Source organism: Pseudomonas sp. P2S-1 (genome assembly GCF_057197725.1).
The window spans coordinates 6355483-6368615 of record NZ_CM170068.1 but is presented as its reverse complement, the minus strand read 5'-3'; the positions used below and the strand labels follow the sequence as shown (position 1 = coordinate 6368615).

Sequence of the window (13133 nt, the reverse complement as noted above, 5' to 3'; positions counted from 1 at the left end):
AAACCTTATAGTTTCGTCGTTGGGCTGATCGCCGCGTAGCTTTCGTACGACTTCATCTGTTTTGCGATCTGCGAGATCTTGCTGGCGTAGTTCGGGTCGGTGGCGTACCCGGCTTTTTGCAGCTCTCGCACAAACTGTTCCGGGTTATCGGCAGACTTCACCGCTTCTTGATAGCGACTGTTGTTCTGCAACAGGCTGACCAGGTCGTGGAAGCTGTCCTGGTAGGAATCGTAGGAACGGAACGCTGCCGTCTCCTTGACGAACTGGCCGTCGCGGAACTCGCTGGTGATCGCCCGCGCCGAATCCCCTTCCCAGTTGCCGGTGGCCTTGATGCCGAACAGGTTGTGGCTGCTGCTGCCGTCGGAGGCGCGCATGACCGACTTGCCCCAGCCGGTTTCCAGGGCGGCCTGGGCCACCAGGTAGCGCGGATCGATACCGATCCGCCTGGCCGCCTGCTCGGCCATCGGCAGCATGGTGGCGACGAAGTCGTCGCTGGAGTCGAAGGCTTTCTTCGCCGGGGCCAGCGGTGGCTGGGCCACGGCACGGCCGTAGATGCGCGTGGACGAGCCGGCGCCGAAGCTCTGCGCCGGCTCCCAGTCGCCCTTCACCACAGCGTCGGTCATGGCCGTGGTACGGCTCGGAATCGCGGCCGTGTTGGTGGTCGCGGCATTGGCGTTGGCCGACGGCACGATGCCCGCCAGCAGGCGGTCGGTGAGCTTGCCCGGCAAGGCCAGGCGCCGTGAGTTCAGTGCGGCGACATCGTTGCGCGTGCTGGCGGTGGACTCGCCGTTGCGCGCAGGCTCGGCGACCTTGCTCGCCCACAGGGCCTTCTGCTCGGTGTCGATGCGTGGGAACGGACTGGTGTTCGGCGTGCTGGATTTCTGCTTGGACAACTGGCGCATCAGCACGTCCTGCAGGCCGATACCCCCACCCTCGCGGGACAGGCTCACCGCCAGTTGCTGGTCGTACATCGACTGGTACTGCTTGGTGGTCTCGGTATTGAGCGGGTTGTCCTTGGCCAGCACGTCGGTGGCCGAACGCACCGACTTGAGCATTTCGTTGAGGAACAGCGACTCGAATTCCTGGGCCACCTTGCGCAGGTTGGCCTCGCTGTCGCGGTCACCGACCTTCAGCGAGTTGAGGCGATTGAGGTCGGTGTAGGCACCGCTGTCGGTGGCGCTGAACTGGGTGCTCTTCGGCAGATCCATGGCTGGCCTTCCTCAGATCACGATGAGGTCGGCTTGCAACGCGCCGGCCTGCTTCAGTGCTTCGAGGATCGCCATCAGGTCGCTGGGCGCAGCGCCCACCTGGTTGACGGCACGGACGATCTCGTCAAGCGTGGTGCCCGGGCCGAACTTGAACATCGGCTTGGCTTCCTGCTGGGCGTTGACCCGGGAACGCGGGACCACGGCGGTCTGGCCGCCCGAGAAGGCGCCCGGCTGGCTGACGATCGGGTCTTCGGTGATGGTCACGGTCAGGCTGCCGTGGGTCACTGCCGCCGGCGAAACCTTGACGTTCTGACCGATGACGATGGTCCCGGTACGCGAGTTGATGATGACCTTGGCCACCGCCTGGCCCGGATCGATCTCGAGGTTCTCGAGGATCGACAGGTAGTCGACGCGCTGGCCCGGATCCATCGGCGCGGTGACCCGCACCGAACCGCCGTCCACCGCCTGGGCAACACCCGGACCGAGCAGCTCGTTGACCTTGTCGACGATACGCTTGGCGGTGGTGAAGTCCGGACGGTTGAGGTTCAGGGTCAGGCTGTTGCCCTGGTTGAAGCCGCTGGGTACGGCGCGCTCCACCGAGGCACCGCCGGGAATCCGCCCGGCCGACGGAACGTTGACGGTGATCTTCGAACCGTCACGCCCCTCGGCGTCGAAGCCGCCCACCACCAGGTTGCCCTGGGCGATGGCGTAGACGTTGCCGTCGATGCCCTTGAGCGGGGTCATCAGCAGGCTGCCGCCGCGCAGGCTTTTCGAGTTGCCGATGGACGAGACGGTGATATCCACCACCTGGCCCGGCTTGGCGAACGCTGGCAGGTCGGCATGCACCGAGACCGCCGCGACGTTTTTCAGCTGCACGTTGCCCGAACCCGCCGGCACCTTGATGCCGAACTGCGAGAGCATGTTGTTGAAGGTCTGCAGGGTGAACGGAGTCTGGGTGGTCTGGTCACCCGTACCGTTGAGCCCCACCACCAGGCCGTAGCCGATCAACTGGTTGGAACGCACGCCGGAAATGCTGGCGATGTCCTTCAGGCGTTCGGCCTGGGCACTGAGTGCCGCGCCCAGGAGAAGGGTCGCGACAACGATCTGCTTGAACTTGAGCATGGTCACCCGAACCTAGAACGGGAACAGCGGACTGAGGAAGAAGCGGTCGAACCAGCCGGGCTGGCTGGCATCGGCGAAGGCCCCGGTTCCGGAATAGGTGATGCGCGCATCGGCGACCCGGGTCGACGGCACGGTGTTGTCGGTGCTGATGTCATCGGCACGGACCAGGCCGGCGATGCGCACCAGCTCGTCGCCGGTATTCAGGGTCATCCACTTCTCGCCGCGCACGGCGATGATGCCGTTGGGCAGCACGTCGGCCACGGTCACGGTGATCGAGCCGGTCAGGGTGTTGCTCTGCGCCGACTTGGCGTCGCCCTTGGTGCCGCGCTCGCCACTGTAGCCGGCGCTGAGGCTGAGGTCGTTGCTGCCGATCGGGTTGTTGGTGGTCAGGCTGGAGCCGAACAGCGAGGTCAGGCCGATATTCGCGTTGCTGTCCTTGTCGATCTGCGAGTTGGCATTCTTGCTCGCCTGGGTCCGCTCGTTGAGGGTGATGGTGATGATGTCACCGACCCGGAACGCCTTGCGGTCGCTGTACAGGTTCTGGTCGAACCCGGCCTGGTAGATCGAACCGTTGTTGGCGGCCGCCGGCAGGGGCGTACGCGGCAACACTGGCGCGTAATACGGATCGTTGGGCTTGGGCGTCGGCGCGACGCAACCAGCCAGCAACACCACCCCCCCCAGGGCGACAACGGACAACAAACGGCTCATGACTCTGACCTCACGGTGTAACGGGTAGCGAAGAAGCGACCTTGATCACGTCAGTTACAGGTTCTGGGTAACGTACGAGAGCATCTGGTCGGCGGTGGAAATCACCTTGGAGTTCATTTCGTAGGCACGCTGGGTGGTGATCATGTTGACCAGCTCTTCCACGGTGCTGACGTTGGAGTTCTCCAGGGTCTGCTGCATGGTGGTACCGAAGCCGTTGAGGCCCGGGGTACCGATCTGCGGCGCGCCGCTGGCGGCGGTTTCCAGGAACAGGTTGCCGCCTTGGGCCTGCAGGCCGGCCGGGTTGATGAAGTCGGCGGTCTGGATGTTGCCGATGATCTGCGCGGCCGGGTTGCCGGCGGTGGTGATCGACACGGTGCCGTCCTGGCCGACGGTGAAGGTCTGCGCATCCGGCGGCACGACGATGGCCGGCTCCAGGGCGAAACCGTTGGCAGTCACGATCTGGCCGTCGGAGTTCAGGTGGAAGGTACCGTCACGGGTGTAGGAGACGGTGCCGTCCGGCTGCAGGACCTGGAAGAAGCCACGACCGTTGACCGCGAGGTCCAGCGGGTTCTCGGTGGTCTGCAGGCTGCCGGTCATGAAGTTTTTCTGGGTACCGACGATGCGCACACCGGTACCGACCTGCAGACCCGACGGCAATTCGCTGTCCTGGGTCGACTGGGCGCCGGGCTGGCGTTTCACCTGGTAGAGCAGGTCCTGGAACTCGGCGCGATCACGCTTGAAGCCGGTGGTCGAGACGTTGGCCAGGTTGTTGGAAATGACGGTCAGGTTGGTGTCCTGGGCGGACAGACCGGTTTTACTGACCCAAAGAGCCGGAAGCATGCTGTTCTCCTCGTACGCCTGTTTTACGGCGCAACGCCTAAGTCAATTAGCTGATTTGCAAAACCCGAGCCATGGCTTCATCGCCTTCCTTGGCCGTGTTCATCATCTTTACGTGCAATTCGAACTGCCGGGCCAGGGCCAGCACCGAGGTCATTTCTTCCACGGCGTTGACGTTGCTGGCCTCGAGGAAACCGGACACCACCTGCACGTTGGCATCGGCATCGGCGGGCTGGCCGCTGCGGGTGTGGATCATCCCGTCCAGGCCCTTGGTCATGGTCTTCAGGTCGGGGTTGACCAGCTTGATCCGGTCGACCTCGGCCATCACCCGCGGGCCTTCGCCCATCGCACGAATGCTGATGGTGCCGTCCTGGCCGACTTCGACCTTCTGCTCCGGCGGTACGGCGATCGGACCACCGTTGCCCATCACCGGCATTCCGTTGCCGGCGCGCAGGACACCGAGCGCGTCGATGTTCAGGCTGGCGGTGCGCACGTAGGCTTCGCTGCCGTCCGGCGCCTGCACGGCAATGAAGCCGTCGCCGCCGATGGCGATATCCAGGTCGCGACCGGTTTCCTGCAGGGCACCGGGGCTGAAATCGGTAGCCGGACGCTCGGTCATGGCATAGGCCCGCGCCGGAAAGCTGTCACCGAACACCGGCATCGAACGCGCCTGCTCCAGGTCGCGCTGGAAACCGCTGGTGGAAATGTTCGCCAGGTTGTTGGCATGGGCCTTCTGCGCCAGCGCGTTCTGGCTGGCGCCGGTCATGGCCACGTAAAGCATCTTGTCCACAGTCTTCCTCCGCTGGGCCTGGCGAACACTTGCCGTTCACCGCTGCTGTCGTGCGATGGAAGCAATTTTCGAACCAGATTCTGAGGAGGAGGGAAAAGGCCCGTGTTTTCGGGGCTTTACTGCTTTTGCGAAGAGGTATGGCGTAGGGGAAAGACAAATTATCGGCGGTGGATTTGCCGGGTGGCGGCAAGATCCCGCCCCTTGCATAGCTCTTTCGGGCCCTATCGCTGGCAAGCCAGCTCCCACAGGTTTGGCGGTGCACGCGATCCCTGTGGGAGCTGGCTTGCCAGCGATGAGGCCCGAGAGAACACAGCAAGGCTCAAGGCCGGCACCCGGCATTGTTGAACGGCCCGGCAAACCGTCGCCAGCCCTCACCCGGCGCATGCTGGGAACAGACCAGGCGCCCGTCGGCCTGGCTTTCCCAGCGGTACCACGGCGCCATCGCCGCCACCGCCTGGCTTGCCAGCACGAACACCATTCCAGCCAGCACAAAACGCTTCATTTCCACCTCGCTGAAACCACAAGCCCCCGCCCGGATCGGGAAGGGGCTCGCGTGATCACACTATCCAGCCAGCATCAGGTCATCTGGATGATGGTCTGCATGATGGAGCTCTGGGTGGAGATGGTCTTGGCGTTGGCCTGGTAGTTGGACTGCGCCTTGACCAGCTCGACCAGTTCCTGGGTCAGGTTGACGTTCGACTCTTCCAGGGAGTTGGAGGAGATCGAGCCCAGGGTGCCGGTCTTCGGCGTGTCGATGCCCGCACTCCCCGAAGAGAAGGTTTCCTTCCAGCGCGTCCCGCCCATCTGCTCCAGCCCCTGCTCGTTGGCGAAGCTGGCGATCGCCACCTGGCCAATGGCACGGGACTGCTGGTTACTGAAGCTGGCGAACATCACGCCACTGGAGTCGATGCTCAGACTGGACAGCAGGCCGGTGGCATAACCGTCCTGGGTTGGCGGCAGGCGGGCGGTATCGGTGTTGTAGGACGTGGTCGAGCTCATGTCCAGGCGCACACCGCCAGGATTGGCAGCGGATCCATTGGAACCCCAGGTGCCGGTCGTGGCGTTGTAGGTCGCCGGAATCCAGCCCTTCACGGTAAAGACGTTGTTGACCACGGAGAAACTGTCGTCCGGCGCCACCGAGCCAGTCATGGTGTTGATGCTGCCGTCGGACTTGAAGGTCATGCTGCCGACCAGCGGCGCATCACTGGCCGGGTTCTGCGGATTGCGACCGTCGATCAGGGAGTACATGGTCCAGGTGTTCTGGTCGGTCTTGCGATAGTACTGCTCCAGGGTGTGCTTGTTGCCCTGGGTATCGTAGATCTCGGTCGAGAACTTCTTGGTGTAGGTGGTTTCGTCGGTCGGAACGAAGGTCGGACCTGTCGGGGCCAACGGAATCGGGGTCGCCTCGGAGTTCAGGTTGATCCCCTGGGTGACCAGGCTGGTGGCCTTCGGCGGCTGCGACAGAGTGTCGATCTTCAGGTCGGTCAGGCTGGACGTCAGGATCTTGCCGTTTTCGTCGGCGGCGTAGCCCTGCAGGCGCAGGCCGTCGGAGGTCACGACATAGCTGTCCTTGCTGGTCTGGAACGCACCGGCGCGGGTGTAGCTGAGCGAGCCGTTGTCGCTGAGCACGAAGAAGCCCTGACCCTGGATCGCCATGTCCAGCACGTTGCCGGTGTTGTTCACGTCACCCTGGCCGAACTGCTGGGAAATCGCCGCCAGGCTCACGCCGTTGCCGACGGTCTTGCTGCCCACGCCCAGCTTGCTCGCCGAGTACACGTCCTGGAATTCCGCACGGGAAGACTTGAAGCCGTTGGTGGCAACGTTGGCGATGTTGTTGCCGGTAACGTCCAGCTGCTTGCTGGCTGCATAGAGACCGCTAAGGCCGATATTGAAGGACATCTTTCACTCCTGTGCCGTTAGCCGGCTCTATATACCGATGGTTTGCACTTTGGACAGCGCGACGCTGCCCAGACCGGCGAGGTTGAGCATCATCTCGCCCCCTGTCTGACTGATGGTGACGCTGCTGACCGTGGCCGGCAGCAGGGTGTACATCTCCGCCTCCTTGCCATCGACCGTGGTGGTGGCCTTGAACGAGTAGGTGCCCGGCTCCATGACCTCGCCTTTCTCGTTCTTGCCGTCCCAGACGAAGGCGGCGTTGCCGGCTTTCTGCTCGCCCAGTTGCAGGGTACGCACGGCATTGCCGTCCTTGTCCTTGATGGTTACGGTGACGCTGCTCACCGACTGCGGCACCACCACGGAGCCGTTCAGGCTTTTCGACGTATCGACCACCGCCTTTTCGCTCTGCGCGATCACCGAGCGACCGACCAGGGACGAGGCCTGCAGGGCCTGGGACGATTTGTAGTTGCTGGAAATCGCAGTGACCGACTCGTTCAGCGAGGTAATGCCTTCCAGGCTGCTGAACTGCGCCAGCTGGGCGACGAATTCGCTGTTGTCCTGCGGATCCAGGGGGTTCTGGTGCTGCATCTGGGTGACCAGCAGTTGCAGGAACGCATCCTTGCCCAAGGTCTGGCCACCGGTGGAACTGTTGGTGGCGGAGGCGACGCCGGATTGCGAGGCGTTCTTGACCCCGGACGCCTTGATGACGTCGTTGAGGTTCACCGCTGCTGTCGTATCGTTGACGCTAGCCATTGGCGTGGTCCCTTATCACTGACCCAGGGTCAGGACTTTCTGCATCATGGTCTTGGCCGTGTTCATCAACTCGGCGTTGGTCTGGAACGAGCGGCTGGCCGAGATCATGTCGGCCATTTCCTCGACCACGTTGACGTTCGGGTAGTAGACGTAGCCGTCCTTGTTCGCCGCCGGGTGATTCGGCTCATAGCGGGCTTCGAGGTTGCTCTGGTCCTCGACCACGCCGAGTACCTGCACGCCCTGCCCCGCCGCGTCCTGATCCTGGAACAGCGACTGGCTGCCGTTCTGCGCCTGCTGGAAGGTGGTGGCGAACACCGGGTGACGGGCACGGTAGGTCTGGTCGATGCTCGACGAGACGGTCTCGGCGTTGGCGATGTTCGAAGCGACGGTGTTCAGACGGGTGGTCTGGGCGCTCATGCCGCTACCGGCGATGTTGAAAACACTGGCGAGGGACATGGATTACTCTCCGCGCAGGGCCGACACCAGCCCTTTGAATTTACTGTTGAGCAGCGTGAAGCTGGCCTGGAAACCCACGGCGTTTTCCGCGTAGTTCGATTGCTCGAGCTGGGCATCCACGGTGTTCTGGTCGATCGACGGCTGCATCGGCGTGCGGTATTGCAGCGACTCGTCGCTGAGGGTCACGCCCTCGGCGTCGATATGCCGGGCATTGGTGCGGTCCAGGGCGAAATGGCCGCCCTTCTGGGTCTTCTCGGTTTCGGCGGCAAGCACCTTGGAGAAGTCCATGTCCCGCGCCTTGAAGTTCGGCGTGTCGGCGTTGGCAATGTTGTTGGCCAGCACCTCGGCGCGCTGGGCGCGGAAGCTCAGGGCCTTTTCGTGGATACCGAGCGCTTTGTCGAAACTGATGCTCATGTCGGGGAAACCTTCGGAGGTTGACCGGATATTCTGTTGGCAATGGGAGAGCAAGTCCCATGCCAACAAGCAAAACCCCAGTAAAACCGGGGTTTGCGCTTTTTTGCCGGGGGCGGCAATGACGGAAAAGCGGCAATGGCTTTCCGCTGGGTGCCGCTGGCGGCAGAAAAAAGCGGCAGAGCGCAGGAAAAACCGGCGCCAAAAAGATGCCATTTTGACATTGAGTCCGTTAACATCCGCTCGCTTCGTGGCACTTGGCCATTACTCGAATTGCCTCGTGCCGCGCAAGGACCTCATCGTGATATCTACGACGTTTAAGGACTGAACCGTGGCTTCCATGCTTTTCCGCAAGACCCTGCTCGCCCTGGCGGTCACCGCCACCGCCCTCCCCGCCCAGGCCCAGACCGTGCAACTGACCAATGCCGGCTTCAAGAGCGAAAACCAGACCTATGCCGAAGCGCTGGAGATCACCGGGAGCTTCACCGGCACCAGCAAGGACGACCCTGTCGAGTTCAATGGCAGCCATCTGCAAAAGGACCTGATCCTCAACGCGACGATCAATAGCACCGGCAACTTTGCCGGCAGCGTGGACATGGATGTCTACGAGACTCCGACGACCTGGGTCAACAACCGCATCGACGGCAACCTGATCAACAAGGGCAGCATCAGCGCGGTGGGTGGTGGCGCCAACGCCCTGCGCATCGACCCGGCGATCATCGGCGGCAGCGTCATCAACGAAGGCCTGCTCTCGGCCAAGGGCGAACCGCTACAGGACGGCAACTCGGTCGATATCGCCACCGGCCTCGACATGAGTGGCTCGACCCGTATCAAGGGCGACCTGATCAACGCTGCCAGCGGCAGGATCATCGTGGAAGGCGAAGACGCTACGGGCATCTACCTGACCGGCGGCGAGATCGTCGGAAACGTCATCAACAACGGCGAGATTCAAGCCCACGGCGAAGACGCGGTCGGCCTGGAAGTCGCCGGTGGCTTCAACGGTAGCAACTATGCCCCTACCAAACTGCTCGGCATCGAAAACAACGGCACCATCACCGCCACCGGCGCGGATGCCAACGGTATCCGCATCACGAGCGCCAGCTTCAAAACCATCGCCAACCATATCGTCAACACTGGCACCATTCAGGCCACCGACGCAGCTATTCACATCACTGCGACTGATGTGGACGGACAGCCAGGCGAGTTCGCGGGCATGCGCATCGTAAACAGCGGCACGCTGGTTTCCGAGGACGAAGCCATTGACGCCAGCGACAGCAAAAGCAGGGTGTATGTACGCTTGCTGGACGGCAGCAAGGTGACCGGCAACCTGATCAACCTGCATGACCTCTACATCACTGGCAATGTGGAGTTCACCGGCACCGACAGCCAGGCCGACGGCGCGAATATTCGCCTGTACAACGAGTACAGCGCCGTCGATCTCGGTAACCCGACCTTCGGCCACACCCAACTCAACCTGCTCAGCCCACACACCAGTATCGACGGCAGGGTTTATGTGGCGAACGACACCACCCTGGTCCTCAATCTCTCCAGTGCCACCAAGCCTGAAACGCCGGTACTCAGCGTTTCCGACTTCATTAAATTCAACAAGGATTCGCAGATCCAGCTGGCCGCCCAGGGCAGCGATTTCTCCGCCAACGCTGTGCAGTACAAGCTGATCCAGGCTGGAGAATTGGTTGTCGTGGACGACAAACTGGAAGTCGACCCGAACGGCAAGCTCAACCTGACGAGCTCGTCGGCCCTGCTCAACATCGACAGCTACAAGCTGGAAGACAACACGCTGGTCGCCACCGTGACTGCCAAAGGCCAGGAAGAGGCCGAGGAAGTCGTGGTCGGCAACGGCGGCTCGGCCAACAGCCAGAAAGCCATCGGCCGCCTGGTCAACGACGGCGTGATCAACCGCATCCGCGAGCAGAACCCGAACGATCCGTTCCTGCAGGCCCTACTCAACACCAGCGAAGCCGACCTGGCCCGCATTGCCGAGCAACTGGCCCCGGAAACCAACGGCGGCGCCACCCAGGCGGCCACCACCAGCCAGAACCTGGTCAGCAGCGTGACCGGCAGCCGTACCAGCAGCCTGCGCGGCGCCTCGTCCGGCGAAGCCTTCAAGGAAGCCGGCATCTGGGTCCAGAGCCTGTACAGCGACGCCACCCAGGACCTGCGTGACGGCGTGGCCGGCTACAACGCCTACAGCCGCGGTATCGCCGTGGGTGCCGATGGCAAGCTCAACGACCAACTGACCCTCGGCCTGGCCTACAGCTTCATCAACACCGACGTGAACGGCAAAAGCGGCAACAAGACCGAAGTCGACAGCCACGCCTTCACCCTGTACGGCGGCTACGAGCTGGGTAACTACTTCGTCGACGGCAGCCTGACCTACGGCGTCAACGACAACGACAGCAAGCGCCAGATTGCCGGCACCCAGGCCAAGGCCAGCTATGACAGTGACCTGCTCGGCCTGAACCTGGTCGGTGGCTACAGCTGGAAGATCAACCCGCAGGTCCTGGTGGAACCACGCCTGGCGGCGCGCTACAGCCTGGTGAACATCGACGGCTACCGCGAGAAGGGTTCGTCTGCGGCACTGAAAGTCGAAGACCAGCGCTACGAAGCCATCGAACTGGGCGCCGGTGTGCGCGTGGCCGGCAGCTTCAACCTCGGCGCCGGGACACTGGAACCGCAGGTCAAGCTGATGGCGTACCACGACTTCGCTGCGGACCAGGCCAGCAGCACCTCGACCTTCCTGCTGGGCAACACCCCGTTCGTCACCAGCGGCGCCAAGGCCGTGCGCAACAGCTATGAGGCCGGTATCGGTACCGACTACAAGCTGGGTGCGGTGACCCTGGGCGTGAACTATGACTACATCGGCAAATCGGGCTTCGATGCGGATGTGTTCAGTGCCAAGGTGCGGTACGACTTCTGATTGCGGTTTGATCGGTTAGCGTGAAATGAAAAGCCCCCGGTCGTGAGATCGGGGGCTTTTTTATGGCTCTTGCAGTGTTCTTGAGGGCCTCATCGCTGGCAAGCCAGCTCCCACAGGTATTGCGTGCGCCGCCGAACCTGTGGGAGCTGGCTTGCCAGCGATAGGGCCCCCAAGGGCACCGGAATCATTTGGCCTGGTAGATGATCCCCGGACTGCACTGAACCATCTGGTACAGATCAGGCAACCCGTTCAGCGCCTCGGAAGCCCCGAGGAACAGATACCCGCCCGGCTTCAGCGTGGCATGGATGCGGGTGAGGATGTCCTTCTTGACCTGCGCCGAGAAATAGATCAGCACGTTGCGACAGAACACGATGTCGAACTTGCCGAGCGCCGCATAGCTGTCCAGCAGGTTGAACGAACGGAACTCGACACGGCTGCGGATCGGCGCCTTGATCGCCCAGCGCCCCGGCCCCTTCGGCTCGAAGTAGCGCTGCAGACGCTCCTGCGACAGGCCACGGGCAATCGCCAGGCTGTCGTACTCGCCGGTCTTGCAGTTGGCCAGCATCGCCCCGGAAAGATCGGTGGCGACGATCTGCGCCCCCATCTTCAACTGGCCGATATTGCTCCGCTCGTACTCGTCGAGGGTCATGGAAATCGAATAGGGCTCCTGGCCGGACGAACAGGCGGCCGACCAGATGCGCAGGCGCTGCCCCGGACTGTTGCGCAGCATCTCCGGCAAGACCTTGCTCTTGAGCACCTCGAAAGGATAGGTATCGCGGAACCAGAGGGTTTCGTTGGTGGTCATGGCGTCCACCACCTGCTCGCGCAAACCGCTGCGCGGCTGGCTCTGGATGCGCTGGACCAGTTCGGTCAGCGTCTTGATGCCCTGCTGTTCCATCAGCTTGTTGAGACGGCTGGAAACCAGGTACTGCTTATTTTCGCCCAGCAGGATGCCACAGGCTTTTTCCAGGAAGACCCGGAACTGTTCGAAATCCAAATTACCCGTAGACAATGCTGCCGCCTCTTAAATCGTGTGCAACGCCAGGGGCCTGCGCCCCCGGCCATTAGTGTGTGGCATTGATCCGGTCAACCACCCGCTGAGCCAGGTCGTCCGGCCTGAACTTGGCCAGGAAGTCGTCGGCCCCGACCTTCTTGACCATGGCCTGGTTGAACACCCCGGACAGCGAAGTATGCAGGATGATATGCAGGTTTTGCATGCGCGGGTCGTTGCGGATCTCCGCGGTCAGCGTGTAACCGTCCATCTCCGGCATCTCGATGTCGGAGATCATCATCAGGAACTCCTCTTCCGGACGCTTGCCCTCATCGACCAGATTCCTAAGGTAGTCCAGCGCCTGGCGTCCGTCATTGAGCGCGATCACCTCGACGCCGACGGTCTGCAGGCAGCGACTCACCTGCTTGCGCGCCACCGACGAGTCATCCACGGTCAATACCCGCAGCGAAACCGCCTTGCTGTGCACCTCGGCATTGACCACGCCGGTGGACACCGACTCGGACGCCGGCGCCACCTCGGCGAGGATCTTCTCGACGTCGATGATCTCGACCATCTTGTTGTCGACCCGGGTCACTGCCGTGAGGTAGTGATCGCGTCCGGTCCCCTTGGGCGGCGGATGGATCTCTTCCCAGTTCATGTTGACGATGCGTTCCACCGAGTGCACCAGGAAACCCTGGGTCTTGGTGTTGTACTCGGTAATGATGACGAAACTCTTGCTCGGGTCCTGGTTCTCCAGGGGAGGCAGACCCGTCGCCATCGCCAGATCCAGGATCGGGATGGTCGCCCCACGAATATTCGCGACACCGCGCACGACCCGACTGGCCTTGGGCAGAAGTGTCAGGCTCGGGCATTGCAGCACTTCCCGTACCTTGAACACGTTGATCCCGTACAGCTGTTCGCCGCGCAGGCGGAACAACAGCAGTTCGAGACGATTCTGTCCTACCAGTTGCGTGCGCTGGTTCACCGAATCCATTACACCAGCCATGCCAGACTCCTCAAACG

13 protein-coding genes are annotated in these 13133 nt (G+C 62.5%); 1 reads left to right on the top strand and 12 read right to left on the bottom strand.

Annotated features, from left to right (window positions below; genetic code table 11):
• Positions 1 to 5: 5 nt before the first annotated feature.
• The 10 genes from flgJ to flgB form a co-directional block, all read right to left on the bottom strand.
• Entirely contained in the window at positions 6 to 1208 is a 1203-nt protein-coding gene (gene flgJ / locus AC2CQI_RS28705; protein ID WP_484578594.1) for a flagellar assembly peptidoglycan hydrolase FlgJ, read from the bottom strand.
• A gap of 12 nt (positions 1209 to 1220) precedes the next feature.
• Positions 1221 to 2330 carry a flagellar basal body P-ring protein FlgI gene (locus AC2CQI_RS28700; protein WP_075802674.1) on the bottom strand — a complete coding sequence of 370 codons (1110 nt, stop codon included), beginning with the start codon at positions 2328 to 2330 and terminating at the stop codon, positions 1221 to 1223.
• Between the two features lie 12 nt (positions 2331 to 2342).
• Positions 2343 to 3038: a flagellar basal body L-ring protein FlgH gene (gene flgH / locus AC2CQI_RS28695; RefSeq protein ID WP_484578593.1), complete on the bottom strand. Its 696-nt coding sequence runs from the start codon at positions 3036 to 3038 to the stop codon at positions 2343 to 2345.
• Between the two features lie 54 nt (positions 3039 to 3092).
• On the bottom strand, positions 3093 to 3878 hold the full coding sequence (gene flgG / locus AC2CQI_RS28690) for a flagellar basal-body rod protein FlgG (RefSeq protein WP_075802676.1): 786 nt from the start codon (positions 3876 to 3878) through the stop codon (positions 3093 to 3095).
• Between the two features lie 46 nt (positions 3879 to 3924).
• Positions 3925 to 4665 (bottom strand): flagellar basal body rod protein FlgF, encoded by a 741-nt coding sequence (locus AC2CQI_RS28685; protein ID WP_484578592.1) that lies wholly within the window; start codon positions 4663 to 4665, stop codon positions 3925 to 3927.
• Between the two features lie 319 nt (positions 4666 to 4984).
• On the bottom strand, positions 4985 to 5167 hold the full coding sequence (locus AC2CQI_RS28680; RefSeq protein WP_075802678.1) for a hypothetical protein: 183 nt from the start codon (positions 5165 to 5167) through the stop codon (positions 4985 to 4987).
• A gap of 74 nt (positions 5168 to 5241) precedes the next feature.
• Entirely contained in the window at positions 5242 to 6564 is a 1323-nt protein-coding gene (gene flgE / locus AC2CQI_RS28675; protein ID WP_484578591.1) for a flagellar hook protein FlgE, read from the bottom strand.
• Between the two features lie 27 nt (positions 6565 to 6591).
• Positions 6592 to 7314, bottom strand: coding sequence for a flagellar hook assembly protein FlgD (gene flgD, locus AC2CQI_RS28670; RefSeq protein ID WP_075802680.1), 723 nt, complete (start codon positions 7312 to 7314; stop codon positions 6592 to 6594).
• Between the two features lie 15 nt (positions 7315 to 7329).
• Positions 7330 to 7770: a flagellar basal body rod protein FlgC gene (gene flgC / locus AC2CQI_RS28665; RefSeq protein ID WP_009402938.1), complete on the bottom strand. Its 441-nt coding sequence runs from the start codon at positions 7768 to 7770 to the stop codon at positions 7330 to 7332.
• Positions 7771 to 7773: 3 nt separating this feature from the next.
• A complete protein-coding gene (flgB, locus tag AC2CQI_RS28660; protein ID WP_075802681.1) occupies positions 7774 to 8184 on the bottom strand; it encodes a flagellar basal body rod protein FlgB in 411 nt (136 codons plus the stop codon).
• 337 nt (positions 8185 to 8521) lie between these two features.
• On the opposite strand from flgB, the gene AC2CQI_RS28655 reads away from it, so the two are divergent.
• Positions 8522 to 11119: an autotransporter family protein gene (locus AC2CQI_RS28655; RefSeq protein ID WP_484580680.1), complete on the top strand. Its 2598-nt coding sequence runs from the start codon at positions 8522 to 8524 to the stop codon at positions 11117 to 11119.
• A 184-nt stretch (positions 11120 to 11303) separates the two neighbouring features.
• Here the strand turns inward: AC2CQI_RS28655 and cheR are convergent, their stop codons facing one another.
• Together cheR and AC2CQI_RS28645 are read right to left on the bottom strand one after the other, a co-directional pair.
• Positions 11304 to 12131 carry a protein-glutamate O-methyltransferase CheR gene (gene cheR, locus AC2CQI_RS28650; protein WP_075802683.1) on the bottom strand — a complete coding sequence of 276 codons (828 nt, stop codon included), beginning with the start codon at positions 12129 to 12131 and terminating at the stop codon, positions 11304 to 11306.
• 52 nt (positions 12132 to 12183) lie between these two features.
• Positions 12184 to 13116, bottom strand: a complete 933-nt coding sequence (locus AC2CQI_RS28645; RefSeq protein ID WP_075802684.1) for a chemotaxis protein CheV — start codon at positions 13114 to 13116, stop codon at positions 12184 to 12186.
• Positions 13117 to 13133: the final 17 nt, after the last annotated feature.